Source organism: Actinomadura chokoriensis (assembly GCF_041463665.1).
Taxonomy (GTDB): domain Bacteria; phylum Actinomycetota; class Actinomycetes; order Streptosporangiales; family Streptosporangiaceae; genus Spirillospora; species Spirillospora chokoriensis_A.
In genome coordinates this window covers 175,852-200,549 of record NZ_JAXCEJ010000016.1, presented here as the reverse complement: position 1 = coordinate 200,549, position 24,698 = coordinate 175,852, and the positions used below count along the sequence as shown (strand labels likewise).

Genomic DNA, 24,698 nt, shown 5'->3' with positions numbered 1-24,698 from the left:
GAGACGGTGTGGGTTGTGGTGATCAACCCGTCTACCAGGGGCTTCTCTACGTCCGAAGGAACTCCATCAACTCGCGATCATGCTGTGATCAACCGACCCGCCCGAGGATGAAAAAGGGTCAGTCATGCGGCGTGACCGAGATCGCTGGTCAGATTCCCGAGGGCTCCGTCATGGACGGATACGTGTTCTTCCATGAACAGGACACCGAAAGCGTCCTGTTCGACGACGAACTTCTCCTCTCGTACGGCACATTCGGCTCAGAATCTGAGACGCAGAAGGTGGTCGAGGTCGGCGAGCGTGTGGTGGCAGCACTCCAAGCCGAGGGACTCCGCACCGAATGGGAAGGCTCGCCCGCGGAACGCATCACCGTATTCATGGAGTGGCGCAACCGCCTGGTCGCCTGAGTGCCCGGAGCGGCGAAACGACGCGCACCACCCCCAGCCCCAGACGACCACCACCACGCGAGCTGAGTTGCCCAGAGTCCGAGCCCCCCGCGGAGACATGTACGAACCTCGCCCCCGTGAGACTGGATGGCCGGACGGCAGCACGTCCCCCATGACCGCCGTCAGCCAGGTGGCAAGGCAGAGGCGTCGCGGTCCCCGTCCTGGTGAAGATCCTCAAAGAGCACACCGAGGAGTTCGGGACGGCCAAGGACGGTCGTCTGTTCCAGCCTGAACGGGCCGACGTCGTGGGGCCGAGGACCTACGGGACGTGTGGGCAGCGGTTCGGGCGCTGGCCTTCACATGGCTTCTCCCCCAGCACGGCGGCCGTTCGCGCGCCTGCGGGGCATGTCGCTCTGCCTGCACTCTGGTGTTCCGACAACCGAGGTCACCGAGTTGCATGTCGTGGCGTCTGACGGCAGTGGGACGATCTTGGAAAGCAGACAGCCCCTGACCGTCTTGCCTGGTCAGGGGCCGTTCTGTGTCATGGTGGCGGGTGCAGGGTTCGAACCTGCGTAGGCTAAGCCGACGGATTTACAGTCCGCTCCCATTGGCCACTCGGGCAACCCGCCGTGGCTGTCGCTTGCGCGACGGCACTCGAAAGGATAGCGGACGCCGGGAGTGCGTGTGACATCGAAGCGGGGCGTCCGGGGCACGGGGAGTCGATACGCTCTTCGGATCGCGAAGGTGCTGCTGAGGGGATGGGTGTGCGATGGCCGACAGCTCTTTTGACATCGTCAGCAAGCTCGACCGCCAGGAGGTCGACAACGCGCTGAACCAGGCCGCCAAGGAGGTGGCGAACCGGTTCGACTTCAGGAACGTGGACGCGGGGATCAAGTGGTCGGGTGAGTCGATCGAGATCCAGGCGAACACGGAGGAGCGGGCCAGTGCGGTGCTGGACGTCCTGAAGGACAAGCTCGTGAAGCGGGGGATCTCGCTGAAGGCGATCGACGCGGGCGAGCCGAAGCTGTCCGGGAAGGTGCACAAGCTGAGCGTGGGGCTCAAGGAGGGCATCGCGCAGGACGACGCCAAGAAGATCGGGAAGATCATCCGGGACGAGGGGCCGAAGGGCGTGAAGGCCCAGATCCAGGGGGACGAGCTGCGGGTCAGCTCGAAGAAGAAGGACGACCTGCAGGACGTCATCGCGCTGCTCAAGGGCAAGGATCTTGATGTGGCGCTTCAGTTCGTGAACTACCGCTAGTGCGGTGACCGCAAACGTTCACCGGGTTGGGTGACACGCCGGGCGGGGTCCGGGACGGAGAGGTTGATCGGCTCCACCCTCGATGACGACAGGTCGTTGTCGAGGGAGGGGCGGGCTGGTGGCAGAGCCGGTCAGAGCACGGCGGTTGACCCAGGACGAGGGGCGCCGGCTGCAGCAGATCATCCGGCGGGGCAAGCACGAGTCGATCCGGGTCCGCCGGGCGATGATCGTCCAGGCGTCGGCGGCGGGTACACCGGCCCCGGCGATCGCGCGCCTGGTCGCCGCGCACGAGGACACCGTCCGGGACGTGATCCATGACTTCAACCGGCGGGGGCTGGCCTGCCTGGACCCTGACTGGGCGGGAGGCCGTCCCCGCCTGATCAGCGATGATGACATCGCGTTCATCATCGAGACGGCCCGAACGCGTCCGGCCAAGCTCGGGCGCCCGTTCACCTGCTGGAGCGTCCGCAAACTCGCCCAGCACCTCGCCGACCACAGCGACCGCGAGATCCGGATCGGGCGTGAGCGGCTGCGCCAGCTCCTGCACGCTCACGGGGTCACCTTCCAGCGCACCCGCACCTGGAAGACCTCCAACGACCCCGACTTCGACACCAAGTTGGACCGGATCGAGGAGGTCACGACCCGGTTCGCGGACCGGTGTTTCGCCTTCGACCAGTTCGGGCCGCTGTCGATCCGGCCCTGCCACGGCAGCGGCTGGGCCGCGCGGGGTCGGCCGGACCGGTTGCCGGGCACCTACCGCCGCACTCACGGGGTCCGCTACTTCCACGGTTGCTACTCGCTGGGCGATGACACCTTGTGGGGCGTCACCCGCCGCGGCAAGAGCGGCGCCAACACCCTGGCGGCGCTGAAGTCGATCCGCGCCGCCCGACCGGACGGCGCCCCGATCTACGTGATCCTGGACAACCTGTCGGCGAACAAGACCCCGCAGATCCGGGCGTGGGCGGCCCGCAACAACGTCGAGTTGTGCCTGACACCGACCTATGCCTCGTGGGCCAACCCGATCGAGGCGCAGTTCGGGCCGCTGCGCACCTTCGTGATCGGCAACTCCAACCATCCCAACCACACCGTGCTGGCGTGGGAGATCCAGGCCTACCTGCGCTGGCGCAACGCCAACGCCCGCCACCCCGACGTGCTGGCCGCCCAACGCCGCGAACGCGCCCGCGTCCGCAGCGAACGCCAGCAACGCTGGGGACGACCCCGCCCCAAAGCAGCATGACCAGACCCGGCGAACGTTCGTGGTCACCGCACTAGTCGCCTGAACAGAGCGCGCGCCGACTCCATCCCCCGCAGAAGGAGCCGGCGCGCTCTCGTGTTCTATGACGCGGCAGCGTCCCGAGTGGTTCGCTCGAACCCGGACAAAGTTGCGGCGAGAGTGGTGGGGCCGGGAACGCGACGGTGAGGACGCGGGGACGGGTGGGCCGTGGCCGCCGGACGGGGGCGGGGCCGCGCACGCCGAGCCTGCGGGGGATGCCGTCGGTGCTCTAGCGGCGTCCGGCCATGCGTTCCAGGCGGGCGATCCGGTCGGCGGTGGGCGGGTGGGTCGAGAAGAGCTTGCCGATGCCGGCGCCGGCGAACGGGTTGGCGATCATCAGGGAGCTGGTGGTGGCGAGCTCGGGGTCCTGGGGCAGCGGCATCGCCCGGGTTCCGGCGTCGATCTTGCGGAGGGCGGAGGCCAGGGCGAGCGGGTCGCCGGTGAGGAGGGCGCCGGCGGCGTCGGCGGAGTACTCGCGGGTGCGGGAGATCGCCATCTGCACGACGGCGGCGGCGATCGGGCCGAGGACGAGCATGAGGAGCGCGCCGAGGACGCCGGGGCCGTCATCGTCGTCGGCGCGGCCGAGCGGCAGGAAGATCGCCAGGTGGGACAGGTAGGTGATCACGGTGGCGATGGCGGCGGCGACGGACGAGATCAGGATGTCGCGGTTGTAGACGTGGGACAGTTCGTGCCCGAGGACGGCGCGCAGTTCGCGTTCGTCCAGGATGTGCAGGATGCCGCGGGTGCAGCAGACGGCGGCGTTGCGCGGGTTGCGGCCGGTGGCGAACGCGTTGGGCTGCCGGGTCTCGGAGACGTACAGGCGCGGCATCGGCTGCCGGGCGGAGGTGGACAGTTCCCGGACGAGCCGGTACAGCGTCGGCGCCTCGACCTCGCCGACCGGGTGGGCGCGCATGGAGCGCAGCGCGATCCGGTCGCTGAAGAAGAAGGCGAAGCCGTTGGTGCCGAGGGCGATGACCAGCGCGATCGTCAGCCCGGCCGTGCCGCCGAACGTCCATCCGGCGACGAGCATCAGGGCGGACAGCGCTGCGATCAGTGCCGCCGTCTTGACGCCGTTGCTCCGCACTTCCGTTGCCTCCCCGTCGACTCCGGCATGAACATCAACGGTTTGACCTGGGTCAATGTTCCTGCCCCGGCGGGACGCCGCCGCCGGCTCGCGGGCCGCGCCGAGGTGACCGGCTAGATGGCCCGTGCCACAGTCTGCAGGACGATCTGCGGTGCGACCGACAGCACGACCGCCGCCGCGGCGGTGGCGGTGATCGCGACGCGGGCAGGTAGGCCGGGAGCTGCGGCGAGGTGCTCGTCCGAGCGGGACGGGGTGAACAGGCGGACGGCCCAGGCCAGGTAGTAGTACAGCCCGATCACCGTGTTGATCGCCAGCACGACGGCCAGCCAGGTGGCGTCGCCCGCGACGGTGGCGCGGAAGACGACGACCTTCGCGAACAGGCCCATCACGCCGGGCGGAAGGCCCGCGAGGCAGATCAGGAAGAAGGCGAGGGCGGTGGCGGCGGCTGGGTTGCGGTGGGCGAGGCCCCGGTAGTCGTCCAGGGTGCGGCGGCGGTGGAAGCCGATGACGACGGCGAACGCGCCGAGGTTCATGACGGTGTAGAGGGCGACGTAGGCGACGGTGGCGGCGACGGCCTCGGCGAGGCGGTGCTCGCCGACGGCCAGGGGCGCGAGCATGTAGCCGGACTGGGCGACGGACGACCAGGCGAGCAGCCGGATGGCGGTCCGCTGCCGCAGCGCGAGCAGGTTCCCCAGCGTCATGGTGAACGCGGCCAGGACGGCGATGACCGGACCCCACACGTGCGCGTACGCGGGGAGGCCGAGGGCGAGGACGATGGCGAGCCCGGCGAATCCGGCGGCCTTCGACACGACGGACAGGAACGCGGCGACGGGGAGCGGGGAGCCCTGGTAGACGTCCGGTGCCCAGAAGTGGAACGGGACGGCGGCGACCTTGAACGCGAACCCGGCGAGGACGAGGACGGAGCCGACCGACGCGATCGGATCCAGGTCGGAGGGAAGATCGGCGAGGGTGGGCGCGATCCGGTCCAGGTGCATGGCGCCGGTCGCCCCGTACACGAGGCTGATCCCGAACAGCATGATCGCGGTGGAGACGACGGAGACGAGGAACAGTTTCAGCGCGGCCTCGGACGCCGTCCCGTCGTAGCGGCGGAGGGCCACGAGGGCGAACACCGGCAGCGACAGCGTCTCCAGTGCGACCACCAGCAGGACGAGGTCGCGGGCGGCGACCAGCGCCAGAGCGCCGATGACGGCGGCGAGCAGCAGGAAGTGGTACTCGCCGACCGGCATCCTGGACTCGGTGATCTCCCGCAGGGACAGCAGGACGACGATCACGGCGGCGCCGAGGACGATCTCCTGGAACAGCACGGTGAAGTCGTCCACGACGTAGGAGCAGGAGGGCGGCCCGCCGGAGCGCAGGCCGTCCGGCAGGCAGAACGTGGCGCGCCGCTCGCCGGCCGCGAGCACGATCACGGCGATCAGGGCCGTGAGCAGCGACCCGGCCGACACCAGGGACAGGACGCGCCGCGGCACGTCGAACGCGTCCGCGAGTAGCAGCCCGATCGCGGCGACGGCGAGGATCAGCGGCGGCGCGATGGCCGCGTAGTCGATGCCCTGGATCATCAGCCGCCTCCGAACAGCGTGTGGACGGGGCCGGTCGTCACGTCCAGCAGGGTCTTCGGCCAGAGACCGACGAGCAGCGTCAGCGCGATCAGCGGAGTCCAGGCCGCGTACTCCTGCACGGAGACGGCGGCGAGCGGCCCCTGCGGGACGTCACCGGACGGCTGGGGCCCGTGGGTGAGCTTGGCGAGCATCCGCAGGAAGTAGGCGGCGGTGAGCACGGCGCCGAGCGCGGCGACGGCCATGAACGTCACGAACGTCTCGCGCGGCAGGTCGGCGTGCGGTTGGTACGCGCCGACCAGCGCCAGCACCTCGCCCCAGAACCCGGCGAGGCCCGGCAGCCCGAGGGAGGCGACGGACGCGAACGTCAGGACCGAGGCCAGCCGGGGCGACGTGCCGAGCATGCCGCCGCCGATCGCGGCCATGTCGGTGGTCGACCAGCGTTCCTTGACCGAGCCGGCGAGGAAGAACAGCAGGCCGGTGATCAGCCCGTGCGCGATGTTGCCGAACAGCGCGGCGTTGATCCCGACCGGGGTGAGGGTCGCGATGCCGAGCAGGACGAAGCCCATGTGCCCGACGGACGAGTAGGCGATCATCCGTTTGAGGTCGCGCTGGGCGAGGCAGGCGAGCGCGCCGTAGACGATCCCGATGACGGCGAGGAGGCCGAGCCACGGCGCCCAGAACGCGGCCCCGTCCGGGGCGAGCGGCAGCGCGACGCGCACCAGCCCGTACGTGCCCATCTTCAGCAGCACCCCGGCGAGCAGGACGGACCCGACGGTCGGCGCCTCGGTGTGCGCGTCGGGCAGCCAGGTGTGCAGCGGCCACATCGGCGCCTTGACGGCGAATCCGACCCCCATCAGCGCGAACGCCGTGATCTGGAGGCCCCGCGGCAGCCCGGATCCGTGCCGGTCCGCGAGCGCGGTCATGTCGAGCGTGCCCGCCTTCGCGCCGACGAGCAGCATCCCGGCGAGGAGGAGGCCGGAGCCGAGGAGGGTGTAGAGGATGAACTTGGAGGCGGCGGCGCGGCGTCCCGTCCCGCCCCACAGCATGATGACCGCGTACATGGGGACGAGGACGGTCTCGAAGAACACGAAGAACAGCACGAGGTCGAGGGCGACGAACGTGCCGAGCATCCCGATCTCCAGGACGAGCAGGAGCGCGGTGAGCAGCCGGATCCGGTCGCCCGCCGGCGGGTGCCGCAGCGTGTAGAGGAAGCACAGGAACGTCAGCAGCGCGGTGAGGACGACCAGCGGCAGGGAGATCCCGTCCACGCCGAGGTGGAGGCGCAGGCCGATCGCGGGCGCCCATTCCCGGTCGATCTCCAGCTGCATGCGGGACGTGGCGCCGAAGTCGAACGCGGTGAGCGCCGACACGGCGACCAGCAGCGTCGCGCCGGACACGGCCGTCCCGAACGCGCGGACGGCGAAGCCGGTGCGCAGGAACCGGTTCGCCGGGACGAGCATAGCCAGCGCCCCGCAGAGCGGGATCGCCATCATCAGCACGAAGATCAAAGGAAGATCACCACCCCGGCCACGATGACGACGACTCCGGCGAGCAGGCCGGTGAGGTAGGTCTGCGGGTTGCCGTTCTGCGGGACGCGGAGGACCCCGGCGAGGCGCCGCGCGGCGCGTCCCGTGCCGATGACTGCGGCGTCCACGCCGGCCTTGTCGAAGGTGACGACGTGACGCGCCAGCGCCTGGACGGGCCGGACGATCGCCGCCGCATACAACTCGTCCACGAAGAAGGCCCGTGCGAAGACGGGACGGACCCGGCCGAGCGCGCGCGCAGGATCCAGTGCCGGATCACGGTTCCACACCAGGTAGGCGGCACCCGCCCCAAGGACCAGCAGCAGGACGCTGAGCAACGACGCCCCGATCTGAGGACGCAGTTCCGGAGCACCGAGCCCGAAGAATCCGAGGATCGCGGCAGGGACGGCCATGGCCGCGACCGTCCAGGTCATGAACTTGGACGGCTCCCGGATCTCGTAGGAACCTCGCGGCTCGCCGAAGAACGTCATCAGCCAGGTCCGCATCGCATACGCCGCCGTCAGCGCGACCGTGACCACCAGCCCCAGATAGACCAGCCAGGCGATGCCGACGGGCACGTCCACGCTGTAGGCGTGCACGGCGAGTCCAGGCGCAGTCCCCCGAACCTCCACGTTCGGGCCCGCCACGGGACAGCTGTTCGACGGGTCGAAAACACATCTCGGGAGCCCAAAGGACTGCGGCGGCGGGGACGCCGGAAGAGCAACCACCTCCGGCGGTGCAGCGGGGCCCGTCCCGACCGGCGCGGTGAACAGGTCCGACTCGCCGCCGTGGAGGGCGGAATGCTGGGCGGCCTCGATGACGGAGTCCTTGCTGAACCAGCCGCTGAACGGCGGGACTCCCGCGAGCGCGGCCAGGCCGACCGTCATCGACCAGAACGTGACCGGCATGCCGCGGCGGAGCCCGCCGAAGTGCGCCAGCATGGTCGACCCGGCGGTGACGATGACGCATCCGGCGGCGAGGAACAGCAGCGCCTTGAACGCCCCGTGCGTGAGCAGATGGAAGATCGCCGCCGACTTCGCGCCGACCGCGAGCCCGGCGGCCATCACCGCGAGCTGGCTGATCGTCGAGTACGCCAGGACGCGTTTCAGGTCGTCCTGCGCGAGGGCGGCGCACGCCGCGCCGACCATGGAGATCACCGCGATGACGGCCAGCACGGTCAGCGCGGCCGGCGCGGCGAAGAACACCATGTCCAGCCGGGCGACGACGTAGACGCCGGCCGCGACCATCGTCGCGGCGTGGATCAGCGCGCTGATCGGCGTCGGGCCGGCCATCGCGTCCGGGAGCCAGGTGTGCAGCGGGAACTGCGCGCTCTTGCCCGCGACCCCGGCGAGCAGCAGCAACGCCGCCGCCGTGACCGTCGAGCCGGGCAGGTCCGCCGCCGAGCCGACGATGACGGAGATGTCGAACGTCCCGGCGCCCACGCCGAGGACGATCACGCCGATCAGGAACCCGACGTCGCCGAGCCGCGTGACGAGGAACGCCTTGACCGCCGCCCGCGAGTTCGCCCGGTCCTCCCAGTGGTGCCCGATCAGGAAGTACGAGCAGATGCCCATGACCTCCCAGCCCGCGTACAGGACGAGGAGGTCGCCCGAGTAGACGACGAGCAGCATGGCGGACGTGAACAGCGAGATGAACGCCGCGTAGGACGAGTAGCGCCGGTCGTCCTTCATGTAGGCGACCGAGTACACCTGGACGGCGAGGGCGACGCAGCAGACCATCAGCGCGACCACGGCGGCCAGGCCGTCCACCCGCAGCCCGACCTGGATCGGCACCGCCCCCGTGTCGACGAGCGTGAGAACGCCGACCCGGTCGCCCGGGTCGCGCCACACGACGAACGCGACGATCGCCGACAGCACCAGCGACACCGCCACCGGCGCGCAGGCGAGCACGCCCGGGCCGCCGCCCGGCACGCCGCGCACCACGCGGGTCAGGGACGGCCCGAACAGCATTCCGGCGAACGCGGCGAGGAACGGCAGCAGAGCCACCAGGGAGGCGAGCCAGATCACTGCGCGTCGACCGCCTCGGGTTCGGGGTCCGGATCGGGCTCGGGGTCCGGATCGGCCGGACGCGGCGGAGTGTCCCTGCCCTCGCCCTCGCCGTCGTCGCCCTCGTGACCGTTGTCGCTTGCGCCGTCCTCGGCCAGCGTCCGCAGCCGGTCGACGTCGATCGTCTTCCGGTTCCGGAACACCAGCAGGACGATCGCGAGCCCGAGCCCGATCTCCGCCGCCGCGATCACGATCGTGAAGAGCGTGAGGACCTGGCCGCCGTGCAGCCGGTCCTGGTACCAGACGTCGAACGTGACGAGGTTCAGGTTCACCGCGTTCAGCATCAGCTCGACCGACATCAGGACGAGGATCGCGTTGCGGCGCGCCAGCACCCCGTACACGCCGATGGAGAACAGCAGCGCGGCGACGACCGTCGGGTAGGCGAGATGCATCAGCCGTCCACCTCGCCCTGGCCCGTGCCGGGGCGCGCCGGGCCGATGTCGGAGCGCGACAGGACGATCGAGCCCACCAGCGAGGCCAGCAGCAGCACGGAGAGCACCTCGAACGGCAGCACCCACGTGCGGAACACTGCGGCGCCGAGCTCCTCCGCCGACCCGCCTCCCGCACGCAGCGGCATCCGCTCGTCCCGGAACCCCATGACCAGCACGGTGACCAGGACGGCCGCCGTGCCCGCCGCGACGGCCAGGGCGGCCCACCGGTTCCCGGAGTCGAGGTCGGCGGACTCCCCGATCGGCGCCCGCGTCAGCATGATCCCGAACAGCAGCAGCACCACGACCGCGCCGACGTAGATCAGGACCTGCACCCAGGCGACGAACTCCGCCGTCAGCACCAGGTAGCCGCCCGCGAGCGCGCCGAACGACACCACCAGCCACAGCGCCGCGTGGACGAGCCGCCGCGTCGTCACCACCAGAACCGCCGAACCGACCGCGATCACACCGAGCAGCGTGAACACGACCTCCTGGCCGCTCACCGGGACGCCCCGGGAGGGCGGCGGGCTCCCCGCGCCGCCGCCTTCTCCGCCGCGCCCACTTCCTTCGGCGGTTCCGCCGCCGGATCGTGGGCCTGCGGCGGCGGGACGGTCCACATCCACTCGCGCAGCCGTTCCTTCTCGTGCGTCAGCTCCGCGATGTCGTACTCGGAGTACTCGAACTCCGGCGACCAGAACAGGGCGTCGAACGGGCACACCTCGATGCAGATCCCGCAGTACATGCACAGCGCGAAGTCGATCGCGAACCGGTCGAGGACGTTGCGGGTCCGGGGACGTCCGCCGCCCTCCGCCGGGAGGGTCTCCTTGTGGGAGTCGATGTAGATGCACCAGTCGGGGCATTCGCGGGCGCACAGCATGCAGACGGTGCAGTTCTCCTCGAACAGCGCGATGACGCCCCTGCTGCGCGGTGGCAGATCGGGTTGCACTTCGGGGTATTGACGCGTCATGGACCGCCGCGTCATCGTCCGCAACGTGACCGCCAGCCCCTTGGCCAGCCCGCCTCCTGGTAGCCGTCCCACGCGCCCCATGATTGCGCACGATCGGCGTGGGCGGAACGCGATGGGACCGGCGTTCGTACTATGGAGGGCAGGCCGTGTGGTAGGTGGCATGCTTACGGGCAGGGAGGCTATGTGAGCCATCACTCGGACCGCCCTGACGAGCCCGAGCGCGGCCGCCGCCCGCGTTCCTCGCCGGGACACCCTCACCCCGGCCACACGCAACCCGGCTACACGCAACCCGGGCACACGCAGCCGAGCCACCGTCCGGGGCCGCGCCAGTACGGGCCGGCCGGAGCGCGACCGCCCTACCCGGGCCCGCCCTCCTTTCCTCCACCGCATTCCCCGCCGCCGCCGATGCTGCCGCCGCCCTCGGAGGCGACCAGCGGCGTGCTGTGGGCGTTTGTGCCGTTCATCACACTCGGCTACGGGACGCCGTTCTCGTTCCTCTACGCCGCCCTCCGGCGCGGGTCATGGGGGCTCGGCGGCGCCGCCGCCGGGTACGGCTTCGGCGCGGCCACCGTCCTAGCCCTGGTGCAGACCGGCAACCAGTTCGTCACCGTGTTCGGGTCGTTCCTGTGGATCCTGCTGTGGATCGCGGGCACCGGGCACGCGTTCGCCGTCCGGACGTCCGTCTTCCCCGGCAAGGCGTCCCACAACCGGCAGAACGAGCACGCCATCGAGGTCGCCAAGTACCGCCGGACGCTCCGGGAGGAGGCCCGCGCGCTCGCCGCACAGGACCCGGCGCTCGCCCGCGAACTGCGGATCGGCCGTCCCGACGTGCCGCGCACCTACGACGACGGCGGGCTCGTCGACGTCAACCACGCGCCGCGCGAGATCCTGGAGGCGCTCCCGGGCATGACGCCGGAGATGGTCGACCGCGTCGTCCACCGGCGCGAGGAGACCGGCGGGTTCATGTCCGTGGAGGAGATGGCCGTGGACGCCGACCTCCCGCCCGACGTCCTCCCCGAGATGGCCGACTTCACGATCTTCCTGCGCTGACCCGGAGCGGCCCGGCGACCCGGTGGCCTGGTGACCCGGAGGCCCGGTGGTCCGGTGGTGCTCAGAGCGCGACGCTGAGGACGCCGGTCAGCGCGAGCTGGGCGAGCGACAGCGGGACGAGCCAGGTCCAGGCGAGCTTCTGCAGCTGGTCCTCGCGCATGCGCGGGTAGCTGACCCGCAGCCAGATGACGCAGAACGCCAGCGCGCCGGCCTTCAGCAGCGTCCAGAGCCAGCCCAGCTCGGTGTTCAGGAACGGGCCCTTCCAGCCGCCCAGGAACAGCACGGTCGTCAGCGCACAGAGCACCACGATCCCGGCGTATTCGGCGAGCAGGAACAGCGCGAACCGCAGCCCGCCGTACTCGGTGTACGGGCCGAAGATGATCTCCGAGTCGGCGACCGGCATGTCGAACGGCGGCCGGCGCAGCTCGGCGAGACCCGCGACGAAGAACACCACGCCGCCGACCGCCTGCCACGGCAGCCACCACCAGCGCCACGCCTCCACGACGTCCGTGAGCGCCAGCGACCCCGCCGCCATCGCCACCGACGAGGCCGCGAACACCATCGGCAGCTCGTAGGACATCAGCTGCGCCGCGACCCGCATGCCGCCGAGCAGCGAGTACTTGTTCGCCGACGCCCAGCCCGCCATGATCGCGCCGATCACGCCGACGCCCATGACGGCGAGCGCGAAGAAGATCCCGGGCCGAAGGTCCAGCGCGACCTGCCCGCCCGGCCCGATCGGGATCACCAGCAGGACCAGCAGGTACGGGACGAGCGCCACACCCGGCGCCAGCTTGAACACCCGCCGGTCGGCGTCGCGCGGGACCACGTCCTCCTTCTGCGCGAACTTGACCCCGTCGGCGACCAGCTGCGCCCAGCCGTGGAAACCACCCGCGTACATGGGGCCGAGACGGCCCTGCATGTGGGCCATGACCTTGTGCTCGGCCTGCCCCACCAGCAGCGGCAGCAACGCGAACGCCGCCGCGACCAGCGCCAGCTTGACGACGATCTCAAGCATCCGGGCCTTGCCCTTCCGGGGCGCGCCCCCCGGGCCCCCGAGGAGGAGCCTCCGCGCGGTCCTCGCTCCGCCGGCGCTCCGCCGCGGCCGCCCAACGGCCCTCCTCCGGGACGCCGGGCGGGCGGACGCGGCGGCGGCTCGGCGCGCCGTGGCCCGACTCGCCCGGTTCCTTGGCGCCGGGCCAGGGTTTGGCCACCCGGGCGGCGAGCACGAAGTCCTTGCGCAGCGGGTGGCCCTCGAACCCGTCCGGAAGCAGCAGCGGGACGAGGTTCGGGTGGCCCTCGAACAGGACCCCGAACATCTCCGCCGTCTCGCGCTCATGCCACGCGGCGCCCCGGTAGACGCCCGTCGCCGTCGCCAGCACCGGGGCCCGCTTCGGGACACGCGTCCGGACCAGCACATGGTGGCGACGTTCCAGCGAGTACACGTGGACGACGACGGCGAAACCGTTCTCCGCCTCGTCCACGCCGGTCAGCCAGTCGAAGAACCCGCAGGCCAGGTCGTCGCGCGCGAAGGTCAGCGCGTCCAGCCAGTGCTCGGGCGGGACGCCGACGGCGAGGCCGCCGAAGGTCTCCTCGGTGCTGACCTCGTCGCCGAAGCGGCCCGTCCAGGCGTCGGCGAGTTCGGCGGCGCTCACCGGTCCCGCCCGATCTGGTCGTCATGATCGTCGTCGACCAGCCCGGGGATGATCGACGGGTCGTGATCGGCCGACCAGGTGTCCTCCTCGACCGCCGGGACGGGCCGGGTCACCTCGTCGGCCGGGTGGATCGGGGGCGCGTCCTCCGGCACCGTCTCGTCCGGCAGCGCGTCGTCCGGTACCGCGTCGTCCGGTACCACTGGCACTGGAGTCGTCTCGTCGTCAGACGCCGCGTCGTCCGGTATCACCGGCACCGGGGCCGTCTCGTCGTCGGGCGCCACGGGCACGGGGCGCGTCTCGTCGTCCGGACGGGCGGGAGCCGGTTCCGGCTCGCCGGGCGCGGCGGCGAGGTCGCCGAGGTGCCGGACGGGCTTCGTCTCGTCCTCGGCTCCTTCGCCTTCCCGGCGGACCTCGTCGCCCATGACGTTCCAGTGCTCGAACGTCTCCTCCTCGTCCGCCGGCGGGGGCGGGGGCTGGAGCGGACGGCGCAGCACCGTGGCCGACAGCGGGCGCGGCGGGGGCGGCGGGGTGTGCGCGTCGCCGCCGGAGTACCGGTCGCCGAGCGACTCCCCCGCGATCTTCTCCTGCAGGTGGACGATGCCCTGCAGCAGCGCCTCCGGACGGGGCGGGCAGCCCGGCACGTAGACGTCCACGGGGATGATCTGGTCGACGCCCTTGGTGACGCAGTAGGAGTCCCAGTAGGGTCCGCCGCAGTTGGAGCAGGCGCCGAACGAGATGACGTACTTGGGTTCGGGCATCTGCTCGTACAGCCGCCGCACCGCCGGGGCCATCTTGTCGCTGACGGTGCCGGAGACGACCATCAGGTCGGCCTGCCGGGGGCCGGGCGCGAACGGGATGACGCCGAGCCGCATGAAGTCGTGCCTGCTCATCGACGTCGCGATGAACTCGATGGCGCAGCAGGCCAGGCCGAAGTTGAAGACCCACAGCGAGTAGCGGCGGCCCCAGTTGAGCACGAACTTGATCGGCTTCGGTGCGACCCGCGACAGCGGTCCCACGCTCGGCGGCGGTAGATCGATGGTGCCCACACCGCCATTGTTACAGCGCCACGGGACGTCACACCCAGGAGAGGACGCCCTTCTTGCCCGCATACGCGAGCCCCGTGGCCAGGAACGCCAGGAAGACGAACATCTCACCGAGCGTCGTCGCCCCGTAGCCGGGCGCGGAGAAGACCGTCGCCCAGGGGAACAGGAACACCGCGTCGACGGCGAACACCACGTACAGGTAGGCGAAGACGTAGTAGCGGACGTAGGAGTGGGCCCAGCCCTCGCCGACCGGGTCGACGCCGCACTCGTAGGTGGTCAGCTTCTCCGCCGTGGGACGATGCGGGCGCAACAACCGGTTGGCGGCGAGCGCGCCGCCGACGATGCCCACGCCGACGAGGAGCAATACGACCACCACGACATATGTGTCGAAATAGTTATGCACCAGGTCCTCCTCGCGTGCGTCCCATCCAGTATCCCCCTGAGGCAGATCAGAGGAGTGTGGCGTCGTACCTCCACGCCGGAGGATCACAATGTCATGGTTCTACTGCACACTAGATTTGCATTGGGTCTGGTTGACCTGGAAGGACGTGACCGGATGAGCAACCCCCCGCCTCCCCCGGGCTGGGAATCCCCGGGCGGTGCCTCCTGGCCGCCTCCGCCGCCGCCGGCAGGGCCCGGCGGTCCCGGTCCGGGCGGACCCGGAAACGCAGGTATTCCCGGTGGTCAGGGCGGGCCCCCGCCGCCCGGCGGCTTCGGCGGCCCGGGGACCCCGCCCCCCTTCTTCCCGCCGCCCCCCGGCGCCCCGATGGGCCCCGCCATGCCACCGCCGAGGCGCGGCGGAGGCGGCGGCCTGGTCATCGGGCTCATCGGCGGCGGCCTCGTCTTCCTCATCATCGTCGCCGTCGTCGTGTACGCGGTGTCGGTGGGCGGCGGCAAGTCGCCCGAGGAGAAGCTGACCGCCGCGGCCCTCAACATGGACACGGCCCGCGCCGTCCAGCTGAAGGGCACCTTTGGCGGCTCCGAGACGCTGAGCGGCGAGCTGAACGTCACCAAGGGCGGACGCGCGATGGGCCCCGTCACCTGGGGCGGCAACAACGTCACCGTCCTGGCGGCCGACGGCAAGCTGTTCGTGAAGGCCGACAAGTCGTACTGGGACCGGGAGATCTCCGCGACCGACGACCCGTTCTACCTCAAGTCCGGCGAGCAGTGGGGCCGGCTGAGCGACGACGAACTCGACCTCGACTTCAAGACGCAGCTCTCGCCGGCGGCGCTGGCGACCAAGGTGCGCTCCGCCCGGATCTCGCGGGTCGATCCCGTCAAGACCACGTGGCAGGGCAAGAAGGCCCTCAAGTTCAGCACCTTCTCGTCCACGATCTACATCACCGACGAGGATGACGCGGAGCTGCTGCGCTACGAGGCCACCTCGCCGCGCGTCGCGCTGGACGTCACCCCGAAGGACTCCGGTGACGCCTCCTCCCTCATCTCGGACATGCGGTCGAGCATGGGCGAGCTGCGGGACTCCTTCAACGGCTCGGCCCGGCCGTCGGTCGACGAGTGGAAGAAGGGCGGCTGCAACGGCAGCTCCGGCTGCACGGTGCAGGCCAGCATCCGCCCGCCGTACAACGTGGAGAAGCCCGTCACGATCGACGTGCGGTTCCGGCTCACCGCCGGCACGCTGACCGGCCGGGACCTCGGCAACTGCACGACCCGGATCACCATCAGCGGCTCCTCCTCGCAGTGGGCGAGCTGCCGGGTCAGCAGCAGCGCGTGGCAGAGCTGGGCCAAGTCCACGGGCGGCACCTTCTACAAGCACGCCCAGTACAAGGTGATCGGCGCCACGTCCACGGAGGTGCAGGCCCTGCAGAACGGCCTCGAAAGCGAATGAGCCGCAGGTGAGGCTCATGGTGCCGGACACCGTGCGCTGATCCTGCGCGACCCGGGTGCCCGGTGGCCCTTCTCCCGTCCGAGGGAAGCGCCATCGGGCACCCTTATGCTCTGTGGAGACGCCCCTCCAGGGCCCCGGCGGGCCGCCCTCACCCCCCGCATCGGTCCCGAGCCTCGCCGGCCCCGTTGGAGGACGCTTCCAGATCCCTTGCTTTGTGCCTGACGGTCGGGCCGGAACCTGGCCCCGGAAGTGAGAGCAGAGTGAGCCCCGAGTGAGCGCTGAACAGGACAACCCGTCGCCCACGCCCCCGCTCCCCCACCCCATGGGCGACCGCACCTCACCTTCCGGCGGCCCCGTCCCGCCTGACGGGCCGGTTCCGCCCGGCGGCCCGGTTCCGCCTGGAGGCCCCGTTCCGCCTGGAGGCCCCGTTCCTCCTGGAGGCGGTCCGGTCTTGCCGGGGAAGGGCGGCCGGCAGCGCCGGGGGCGGGCGGCGCGGGTCATGGCCGTCGGCGGGGTCGCGGCCGTCGTCCTGGTCGTGGGCGGTGCCGTGGCAGCGGTCGCGTTCAGCGGGGAGGGCGAGCCGGCGAAGCAGAAGGCCACGCCCACCGTGTCCGCGCCTCCTCCTGCCTGGACGGTCGCGGCAGGGCACGGGCTCACGTCCGGGACGGGCGTGCGTTACGACGGCACCATGACGCTGAAGGGACGGCCCGTCCAGGCTCATCTGCGGGTGACGCCGTCGGGTTCGGCGACGGGACAGATCGTCGCGGGCACGCTGGCGGCGGACGTCGTCGCGATCGACGGCACCACCTACATCAAGGCGGGGCTCGCGTTCTGGCGCGACTACGCGGGTGAGATCACACATCCGGACTACTACGCGGGCCGCTGGTCGAAGGCGCCCGCGTCGGTACCGGGCTTCGACGTCACGGCCGTCCTCGGGCCGAAGGCCATCGCCAAGACGCTGGCGAAGACGTCCGGGAGCACGCCGACGGAGAGCGTGAACGGCGTCCGGGCGTACCGGGTCAAGACCTCGGCCGCCGAGTACCTGATCACGACGGCCGCCCCGTACCGGCTGCTGTCGGTGCGCGCCGCCGGGCAGAACGCGCCGCGGTTCACCGCAGCGCCCGTGGCCGCGCCCGCGACGCTGTTCACCGAGCTGCGCCCGAGGGTGGCGGCGCTGGGCGGCGCGGGCGACCCGACCCTGCAGTTCAGGCCGGGCACGCTGACGTTCAGCAACTGCGACCAGAACACCAACGGCTGCACGGTGAGCCTGCCCGCCACGCTGACCGCCCCCGAGAGGACGGTGCCGGACGGCGCGCGGGCCGCGCTGCTGGCGTCGATCACGTCCCGGGGCAAGCCGCTCGGCTCCTGCCGGACGTCGGGGACGGTGGAGGCCGACCGCTCGGTGGTGCTGCGCTGCACCGTCACGAGCAGGCTGTGGCGGAGCTGGATGAGGAAGGCGCTCGACAACCCCGGCTCCTACCCGTACGAGGCGTCCGCCCGTGTCGTCGGTGAGGCGCTGGACGCGGCCGACCTCCCGAACCTGCTCGCCCAGGTCGACCGCGAGCGCAAGGCGGTGCTGAAGCCGGAACGGGCCACGCCGAACCCGGCCACGCCCGGGCCGGGCGAGCCGTCGGCCGAGTCGTCGGACGGTCCGGAGATCGCCACGTCCCGGTCACCGGGACGTCCGTGAGACGCGTGTCCAGGGGCGGTGCCGCCGGGCGGTGTCCGCGCTGTCTACACTTCGCATCGTGAACTCCACGCCCCTGGGGAGCCGCGGCTCCTCGACGCGCCCTGCGCGGCGGCTGGTCAGGCGACTGCACGTCGACCTGTGCCGGCAGCGCAGCAGCCTGTGTTCGGGATGAACTAGGACGCCGCCCCAGGTCGTATTCCCCGGTGAGCGGTCGTCCCGAGAACACCATCCGATCCCGGACATACCATGAAGGTAAGCCTAAGTAGCATCACGATCCCGGGTGCCTCCCCCGGGAAGGGTGCTGCCCGTCGAGGAGGTCTTCCTCTGTGACCAAACAGGTCCAGCAACTCGACCGCGTCATCATCCGCTTCGCCGGCGACTCCGGCGACGGCATGCAGCTGACCGGTGACCGCTTCACCCAGGAGACGGCGGCGTTCGGCAACGACTTGTCGACGCTGCCGAACTTCCCTGCCGAGATCCGCGCCCCCGCCGGGACGCTGCCCGGCGTGTCCAGCTTCCAGCTGCACTTCGCCGACCACGACATTCTCACGCCCGGGGACGCGCCCAACGTGCTGGTCGCGATGAACCCGGCCGCTCTCAAGGCCAACCTCGCGGACCTGCCGCGCGGCGCCGACCTCATCGTCAACACCGACGAGTTCACCAAGCGCAACCTGACCAAGGTCGGCTACGAGACGAACCCCGTCGAGGACGGCTCGCTCGCCGAGTTCCGCGTGCACGCGCTGCCGCTGACGTCGATGACGGTGAAGGCGCTCGAGGACTTCGACATCTCCAAGAAGGACGCGGAGCGCGCGAAGAACATGTTCGCGCTCGGGCTTCTGTCCTGGCTGTATCACCGTCCCACTGAGGGGACGCTCGGCTTTCTGGAGCGTAAGTTCGCCACCAAGCCCGAGATCATGAAGGCGAACATCGCGGCCTTCCAGGCGGGCTGGTCCTACGGCGAGACCACCGAGGCGTTCTCGGTGCAGTACGAGATCAAGCCGGCCGAGCACGAGCCCGGCCTGTACCGCAACATCACCGGGAACCTCGCGCTCGCGTACGGGCTGGTCGCCGCGGGCGTGCAGAGCGGCCTGCCGATCTTCCTTGGCTCGTACCCGATCACCCCGGCGTCCGACATCCTGCACGAGATCTCCAAGCACAAGAAGTTCGGCGTGCGGACGTTCCAGGCCGAGGACGAGATCGCCGCGGTGGGCGCGGCGCTCGGCGCCTCGTTCGGCGGGTCGCTCGGCGTCACCACGACGTCCGGGCCGGGCCTCGCGCTGAAGAGCGAGACCATCGGCCTCGGCGTCTCGACCGAGCTTCCGCTGCTGGTCATCGACGTGCAGCGGGCCGGTCCCTCCACGGGTCTGCCGACCAAGACCGAGCAGGCCGACCTGATGCAGGCCATGTACGGCCGCAACGGCGAGGCGCCCGTCCCGCTGATCGCGCCGCAGTCCCCGTCGGACTGCTTCGACGCGGCCATCGAGGCGGCCCGGATCGCGGTCAAGTACCGCACGCCGGTGATCCTGCTGTCGGACGGCTACCTCGCGAACGGCTCCGAGCCGTGGAAGCTGCCGGACGTGGCGTCGCTGCCGGTGATCGAGCCGAACTTCGCCGAGCCGGCGCAGGAGGAGTTCCTGCCGTTCAAGCGCGACCCGGAGACCCTCGCCCGTCCGTGGGCGATCCCGGGCACGGCCGGTCTGGAGCACCGGATCGGCGGCCTGGAGAAGGCCGACGGGTCCGGCAACATCTCCTACGACCCGTCCAACCACGACACGATGGTCCGGCTGCGCCAGGCCAAGGTGGACGGCATCGCGAACGACATCGAGCCGCTCGCGGTGGACGACCCGTCCGGTGCGGCCCGCGTCCTCGTGCTGGGCTGGGGCGGGACGTACGGCGCCATCTCCGCGGCCGTCCGCCGGGTCCGCTCGACCGGGCGGACCATCGCGCAGGCCCACGTGCGGCACCTCAACCCGTTCCCCGCGAACCTGCCCGAGGTGCTGCGCTCCTACGACAAGGTCATCGTCCCGGAGATCAACCTCGGCCAGCTCGCGATGCTGCTGCGCGGCCGGTTCCTCATCGACGTGATCGGCTACAACCAGGTCCGCGGCCTGCCCTTCAAGGCGGAAGAGCTGCAGGGCGTCATCCAGGATGTGATCGACAGTGAGTGAGAACGGCTCGCCGGCCGGGAACGGCAACGGCGTCGTCAGCGGCAACGGGAACGGCGACGTCAGCGGCGACGGGAAGTCGCTGCTGTCCCTCGTCCCGAAGGCGGACGGGAAGCAGACGCTGAAGGACTTCAAGACCGACCAGGAGGTGCGCTGGTGCCCCGGGTGCGGTGACTACGCGATCCTCGCGGCGGTCCAGTCCTTCCTGCCGGAGCTCGGGCTGCGCCGGGAGAACATCACGTTCGTCTCGGGCATCGGCTGCTCGTCGCGGTTCCCGTACTACATGAACACCTACGGGTTCCACTCGATCCACGGCCGGGCCCCCGCGATCGCGACGGGGCTCGCCACGTCCCGTCCGGACCTGTCGGTGTGGGTGGTGACCGGGGACGGCGACTCGCTGTCGATCGGCGGCAACCACCTGATCCACGCGCTGCGCCGCAACGTCAACCTGAAGATCCTGCTGTTCAACAACCGGATCTACGGGCTGACGAAGGGGCAGTACTCGCCGACGTCCGAGCTCGGCAAGATCACCAAGTCGACGCCGATGGGGTCGCTGGACGCCCCCTTCAACCCGCTGTCGCTCGCGATCGGCGCGGAGGGCACGTTCGTCGCCCGCACGATCGACTCCGACCGCAAGCACCTCCAGTCGGTGCTGCGGGCGGCGGCGCAGCACCGCGGCACCGCGCTCGTGGAGATCTACCAGAACTGCAACATCTTCAACGACAACGCGTTCGAGCCGCTGAAGGACGCGTCCGTCCGCGACGACGTCACCGTCCGGCTGGAGCACGGTGAGCCGATCGTCTTCGGGGCGGACCGGTCCAAGGCGCTGCGCCGGACGCCGTCCGGGTCGCTGGAGGTGGTGCGGGTCGCGGACGTCGACCCGGCGGAGATCGCCGTCCACGACGCCCACAACCCGGACCCGTCGCAGGCGTTCGCGCTGTCGCGGCTGGACCAGCCGGCGTTCGAGCACACCCCGATCGGCATCTTCCGCGACGTGGACCGCCCGTCCTACGACGAGCTGATGCGGGCCCAGCTCGACGAGGCCGTCGAGAAGCAGGGCGAGGGCGACCTGGCCGCGCTGCTCGGTTCCGGCGACACCTGGCGCATCGATTAGGCACATCCGTTAATCGCCGTCGCGCAGGGCCCGGCCCCGGTTCGTCCGGGGCCGGGCCTTTCCGCGTATTGAACGACCGCGATCGGGGCAAGGTTGGACATGATGACCTTGGGACGATTCGCGGCGCTCTTCGGGCGAGACGCGATGCGGGGGGACGTCTCAGCCTGAGAGACTGGCGGAGATCACGGAGCCGGGGAGGTGACGATGCGGGTCATTCCGCGCCGCAAGAAGGATCGTCCACGCGGTGAACCCCCCGCCCCCGCACCGCCCGGCACGGGCGCCACGCAGCCCATCGGCGATTCCCGGGCGGACGTCGAGGCTGACGGCGGTGCGCCGACGCTCGAGCCGGGGCGTGCGCTGGATCCGGCGAAGGAGCTGGAGCCGGCGAAGGCGCTCGGGCAGGACGGCCTTCGAGGCGGGGCGAGACCCGAAGCGGCCACGGCCGTGCTGCCGGTCGCGGACGGCGAGGCCGCGCGGCGGCGGGCGCGGGCGGCGCAGCGGCATCGGCAGGCGGCGGAGGTCAAGCGGAGCCGGGCGGGACGGCGGCCGCAGCGGACGTCCCCGGCCCCCGCCGACGCCACCGACCAGCACCGGGCCGCGCTGCTGGTCATGGTGCTCACGCTGGGGCTGCTGATCGCGGCCGTCGCGGTGACCGGCGGGCTGATCGCGTCGTCGATGCGGACCCGGCCGGTGACGCTGGCCAAGCCGCTGCACATCTACCCCGTCGCGCAGGCGACGGCCGGGCCGTGCCCCGCCGGAACGCAGGGGCTCACCGGCCAGGCCGGCACCGGCCCGACGTGCTACCACCTCACCCAGGGCATCGCGATCCGCAAGGTCGCCGACCTGCGCGTCCAGAAGTCGCGGGTGGGGTCCGGCGGCTACGACGTGGCGGTGACGCTGCGGCCGGTCGACCGGAGCGCGTTCGCCCGGCTGACCCGCGCGACGGTCGGCCGGGACCTCGCGTTCGTCGTCGGCGAGAGGCTCGTCACCCTGCCCCGCGTCGACATGGCGATCACGGACGGGAAGGTCGTGGTGACCGGCTCGCCGGACCGGGCGACCGCGAGGCAGCTCGTCCGCGACCTCAAGGGCCGCTGAGACGGCCCCTGAGGTCGCTCCCTCTCACTGGAGGGCCTGGATGTCCAGCTCCGTGGGAGACGCCGGACGGGCGACGCCGCCCCCGCCGGGGGCATCGTCCGCGGGCGGCTTCTCGGCGGGCTTGCCGCGGCCCGCCGACCCGCGCAGCGGGAGCTCCTTCAGCGCGAGGACCGCGAGGAAGCCGACCACCACCACGGGGACGCCGACCAGGAAGACGGTCTCCATCGCGTTGGTGAACGCGTCCTGGATGATCCCGTGCACCGGCTCGGGGAGCTTCTGGATCTGCTCCGGGGAGCCGAGCTCGCCGGACGCCCCGGACGGCATCCCGACGCCGGCCGCCCGCAGGCCCGAGGCGATCTCGTCCGCGACCCGGTTGGTGAGGATCGCGCCGAACGCGGCCACGCCCATCGCGCCGCCGAGGTTCCGGAAGAACGAGACGCCGGACGTCGTCGAGGCCAGGTCGGCGAGCGCGGCGGCGTTCTGCGCGGCCAGGATCAGGATCTGCAGCGTCAGGCCCATCCCGACGCCGAGGATGGCGAGGTCGGCGCCGATGAGGACTTCCGACGAGTCGGTGTGCAGCTGCGACAGCATGTACATGCCGACCACGACGCACGCCAGGCCGACCACCGGGAAGAGCTTGTAGCGGCCCGTCCGGGTCACGATCAGGCCGGAGCCGGTCGAGGAGACCAGCATGCCGATGACGAGCGGCAGGGTCATGAGGCCGGACGCGGTCGGGCTCATCCCCTTGGCGATCTGCAGGTACTGCGGCATGTAGATCATCACGCCGAACATCGCCATGCCGATGCAGACCGAGATGAACGACGTCAGCACGAACGTCCGGTTGCGGAACAGCCGGGGCGGCAGGATCGGGTCGTGGGCCGAGCGCTCGGCGACGACCGCCAGCACGACCAGGACGGCGGCGCCCCCGAGCAGGAGGTAGGTCCACCGCGAGTTCCACGCGAACTCGGTGCCGCCGAGGGACAGCACGAGCATCAGCAGGGCGGCGCTGCCGGTGATGGTGAACGCGCCGAACACGTCCACCCGGGTGTCGCGCTTGACCTTCGGCAGCTTGAGCACCCGCTGGATGACCAGGAACGCGATCACCGCGAGCGGGACGCACACGTAGAAGCACCAGCGCCAGCCGAGGCTGTCGGCGTCCACGATGAAGCCGCCGAGCAGCGGCCCGGCGACCGTCGCGACGCCGAACACCGCGCCCATGAAGCCGGCGTAGCGGCCCCGCTGCCGGGGTTCGACGACGTCCCCGAGGATGACCTGGGCGAGCGCGGACAGGCCGCCGGTGCCGAGCCCCTGGAACGCGCGGGCCGTGATGAGCTGGCCGATGTTGTGCGACAGCCCGGCGCCCACCGACGCGAGGACGAAGATCAGCAGGGCGGTCTGGAACATCAGCTTGCGTCCGGCGATGTCCGACAGCTTGCCCCACAGCGGGGTCGACGCGGTCATCGTCAGCAGCGGCGCGCTGGCGACCCAGGACAGCTGGTCCTGCCCGCCGAGGTCGCCGACGATCGTCGGCAAGGCGGTGGAGACGACCGACGTCGAGATCATCGACGTGAGCATCGCCATCATCAGGCCGGCGAGGATCTCCAGGATCTGACGATGCGTGTACTGCGGTTTCGCCGGCTCGGACGCCGCCGGCCCCTGCGACGCCACACTGGTCTGAGCCACCCTGCCCCCATGAGAACGGTATTACCTGTGTCGTGCATGTATCGTAGGTAGACGCTTGTTTACTTGCAACTCGGTGGATACTGAGCACTGACCGTTACCGACGGATCCGGGGATGGGCATGCGAGTCGAGGGCGAGCGCACGGCGCCGTCCGCCGCGCACGGGACGAGGCGCGCGGCGGACCGGCGGCCGAAGCGCGACCGGGAGGCGACCGAGCGCCGCATCCTGGACGCCGCCCGCGACCTCTTCGGCGAGCACGGCTACGACGGCGTCACCGTCCGCATGATCGCAGCGCAGGCGGAGGCGAACGTCGCCCTCGTCAACCGGTACTTCGGCTCCAAGGCCGCCTTGTTCGAGGAGGTCCTGACCGGCGAGTCGGTGATCCGCGGCGTCATCGCGGGCGATCCGGCGGGGCTCCCGCGCCGGCTCGCCGAGCACTTCGTCCGGCAGATCGACCAGCGCCCGACCACGGCCATGTCCCGGATCCTGGACCGGTCGGCGGGGCAGCCCGAGGTCAAGGAGATCCTGCTCCACTACCTGGAGGACCGGATCGTCCAGCCCATCATCGCCCAGCTGGACGGGCCGGACGCCCGCGCCCGCGCGCTGCTCGCGTCCACGATCATCATGGGCGGCGGGCCGGTGCGGCGGCTCTTCGGCCTGACCGACCTGCGCGCCGCCGACCCGGCCGAGGTCACCGACCGCCTCACCGCCATGTTCACCGCCGCTCTCGCCCCGCCCGTCCGCCGCGAGATGTAGCGGCCTCCGGCGGCATACGCCGCCGGGCGCAGCGGAGGTCGGCT

General features: G+C 71.1%; 21 protein-coding genes, 1 tRNA gene and 1 pseudogene. 10 read left to right on the top strand and 13 right to left on the bottom strand.

The features are described from left to right. Positions 1-404: DUF6891 domain-containing protein (locus SM418_RS24345; protein WP_443098391.1), on the top strand; the 404-nt coding region annotated here is incomplete at its 5' end. 523 nt (positions 405-927) lie between these two features. On the opposite strand, the gene SM418_RS24340 is transcribed toward SM418_RS24345, so the two are convergent. Next, a tRNA-Tyr gene (locus tag SM418_RS24340) sits at positions 928-1,012 on the bottom strand. A gap of 140 nt (positions 1,013-1,152) precedes the next feature. Between SM418_RS24340 and SM418_RS24335 the strand changes: the two genes are divergently transcribed. After that, positions 1,153-1,641 carry a YajQ family cyclic di-GMP-binding protein gene (locus SM418_RS24335; RefSeq protein ID WP_371943466.1) on the top strand — a complete coding sequence of 163 codons (489 nt, stop codon included), beginning with the start codon at positions 1,153-1,155 and terminating at the stop codon, positions 1,639-1,641. 118 nt (positions 1,642-1,759) lie between these two features. Continuing rightward, positions 1,760-2,878 (top strand): IS630 family transposase, encoded by a 1,119-nt coding sequence (locus SM418_RS24330; protein WP_371943465.1) that lies wholly within the window; start codon positions 1,760-1,762, stop codon positions 2,876-2,878. A 265-nt stretch (positions 2,879-3,143) separates the two neighbouring features. Here the strand turns inward: SM418_RS24330 and htpX are convergent, their stop codons facing one another. The 7 genes and pseudogenes from htpX to SM418_RS24295 all read right to left on the bottom strand — a co-directional run bounded on the left by htpX (position 3,144) and on the right by SM418_RS24295 (position 10,634). Beyond that, complete coding sequence (gene htpX / locus SM418_RS24325) at positions 3,144-3,998, bottom strand: zinc metalloprotease HtpX (protein ID WP_371943464.1); 855 nt, start codon at positions 3,996-3,998, stop codon at positions 3,144-3,146. A 113-nt stretch (positions 3,999-4,111) separates the two neighbouring features. Further along, positions 4,112-5,578: an NADH-quinone oxidoreductase subunit N gene (locus SM418_RS24320; protein ID WP_371943463.1), complete on the bottom strand. Its 1,467-nt coding sequence runs from the start codon at positions 5,576-5,578 to the stop codon at positions 4,112-4,114. Further along, positions 5,578-7,077 (bottom strand): complex I subunit 4 family protein, encoded by a 1,500-nt coding sequence (locus SM418_RS24315; protein WP_371943480.1) that lies wholly within the window; start codon positions 7,075-7,077, stop codon positions 5,578-5,580. The genes SM418_RS24320 and SM418_RS24315 overlap by 1 nt, the downstream gene beginning before the upstream one ends. Positions 7,078-7,082: 5 nt before the next feature. After that, entirely contained in the window at positions 7,083-9,128 is a 2,046-nt protein-coding gene (locus tag SM418_RS24310; protein ID WP_371943462.1) for an NADH-quinone oxidoreductase subunit 5 family protein, read from the bottom strand. A 149-nt stretch (positions 9,129-9,277) separates the two neighbouring features. Continuing rightward, positions 9,278-9,559, bottom strand: a pseudogene (gene nuoK, locus SM418_RS24305) (NADH-quinone oxidoreductase subunit NuoK); the annotation flags it as partial. Further along, positions 9,559-10,098 carry an NADH-quinone oxidoreductase subunit J family protein gene (locus tag SM418_RS24300; RefSeq protein ID WP_371943461.1) on the bottom strand — a complete coding sequence of 180 codons (540 nt, stop codon included), beginning with the start codon at positions 10,096-10,098 and terminating at the stop codon, positions 9,559-9,561. The pseudogene nuoK and the gene SM418_RS24300, both read right to left, overlap by 1 nt. Continuing rightward, on the bottom strand, positions 10,095-10,634 hold the full coding sequence (locus SM418_RS24295; protein WP_371943460.1) for a NuoI/complex I 23 kDa subunit family protein: 540 nt from the start codon (positions 10,632-10,634) through the stop codon (positions 10,095-10,097). Before SM418_RS24295 ends, SM418_RS24300 begins: the two co-directional genes overlap by 4 nt. A gap of 366 nt (positions 10,635-11,000) precedes the next feature. On the opposite strand from SM418_RS24295, the gene SM418_RS24290 reads away from it, so the two are divergent. Further along, positions 11,001-11,612: a ComEA family DNA-binding protein gene (locus tag SM418_RS24290; RefSeq protein ID WP_371943458.1), complete on the top strand. Its 612-nt coding sequence runs from the start codon at positions 11,001-11,003 to the stop codon at positions 11,610-11,612. Between the two features lie 61 nt (positions 11,613-11,673). Here SM418_RS24290 and SM418_RS24285 read toward each other — a convergent pair whose 3' ends face one another. The 4 genes from SM418_RS24285 to SM418_RS24270 are packed head-to-tail and all read right to left on the bottom strand — an operon-like array spanning position 11,674 to position 14,710. Further along, positions 11,674-12,627, bottom strand: coding sequence for a complex I subunit 1/NuoH family protein (locus tag SM418_RS24285; RefSeq protein WP_371943456.1), 954 nt, complete (start codon positions 12,625-12,627; stop codon positions 11,674-11,676). Then, positions 12,620-13,264: an NADH-quinone oxidoreductase subunit C gene (locus SM418_RS24280; RefSeq protein ID WP_371943455.1), complete on the bottom strand. Its 645-nt coding sequence runs from the start codon at positions 13,262-13,264 to the stop codon at positions 12,620-12,622. Before SM418_RS24280 ends, SM418_RS24285 begins: the two co-directional genes overlap by 8 nt. Beyond that, positions 13,261-14,310, bottom strand: coding sequence for an NADH-quinone oxidoreductase subunit B (locus SM418_RS37975; RefSeq protein ID WP_443098390.1), 1,050 nt, complete (start codon positions 14,308-14,310; stop codon positions 13,261-13,263). The genes SM418_RS24280 and SM418_RS37975 overlap by 4 nt, the downstream gene beginning before the upstream one ends. Positions 14,311-14,338: 28 nt before the next feature. Continuing rightward, positions 14,339-14,710 (bottom strand): NADH-quinone oxidoreductase subunit A, encoded by a 372-nt coding sequence (locus tag SM418_RS24270; RefSeq protein ID WP_371943454.1) that lies wholly within the window; start codon positions 14,708-14,710, stop codon positions 14,339-14,341. 375 nt (positions 14,711-15,085) lie between these two features. Here SM418_RS24270 and SM418_RS24265 point away from each other — a divergent pair, with 375 nt between their 5' ends. From SM418_RS24265 to SM418_RS24245, 5 genes are all read left to right on the top strand, one after another. Next, positions 15,086-16,153: a hypothetical protein gene (locus tag SM418_RS24265; RefSeq protein WP_371943452.1), complete on the top strand. Its 1,068-nt coding sequence runs from the start codon at positions 15,086-15,088 to the stop codon at positions 16,151-16,153. 451 nt (positions 16,154-16,604) lie between these two features. Then, positions 16,605-17,843, top strand: coding sequence for a LolA-like protein (locus SM418_RS24260; RefSeq protein WP_371943451.1), 1,239 nt, complete (start codon positions 16,605-16,607; stop codon positions 17,841-17,843). A 326-nt stretch (positions 17,844-18,169) separates the two neighbouring features. Continuing rightward, positions 18,170-20,011 (top strand): 2-oxoacid:acceptor oxidoreductase subunit alpha, encoded by a 1,842-nt coding sequence (locus SM418_RS24255; RefSeq protein ID WP_371943450.1) that lies wholly within the window; start codon positions 18,170-18,172, stop codon positions 20,009-20,011. A gap of 79 nt (positions 20,012-20,090) precedes the next feature. Next, complete coding sequence (locus SM418_RS24250) at positions 20,091-21,122, top strand: 2-oxoacid:ferredoxin oxidoreductase subunit beta (protein ID WP_371943479.1); 1,032 nt, start codon at positions 20,091-20,093, stop codon at positions 21,120-21,122. Positions 21,123-21,326: 204 nt separating this feature from the next. Beyond that, positions 21,327-22,217: a SecDF P1 head subdomain-containing protein gene (locus SM418_RS24245; RefSeq protein ID WP_371943449.1), complete on the top strand. Its 891-nt coding sequence runs from the start codon at positions 21,327-21,329 to the stop codon at positions 22,215-22,217. 24 nt (positions 22,218-22,241) lie between these two features. Here SM418_RS24245 and SM418_RS24240 read toward each other — a convergent pair whose 3' ends face one another. Beyond that, positions 22,242-23,900 (bottom strand): MDR family MFS transporter, encoded by a 1,659-nt coding sequence (locus SM418_RS24240; protein WP_371943448.1) that lies wholly within the window; start codon positions 23,898-23,900, stop codon positions 22,242-22,244. A gap of 112 nt (positions 23,901-24,012) precedes the next feature. Here SM418_RS24240 and SM418_RS24235 point away from each other — a divergent pair, with 112 nt between their 5' ends. Continuing rightward, positions 24,013-24,654 carry a TetR/AcrR family transcriptional regulator gene (locus SM418_RS24235; protein WP_371943446.1) on the top strand — a complete coding sequence of 214 codons (642 nt, stop codon included), beginning with the start codon at positions 24,013-24,015 and terminating at the stop codon, positions 24,652-24,654. Positions 24,655-24,698: the final 44 nt, after the last annotated feature.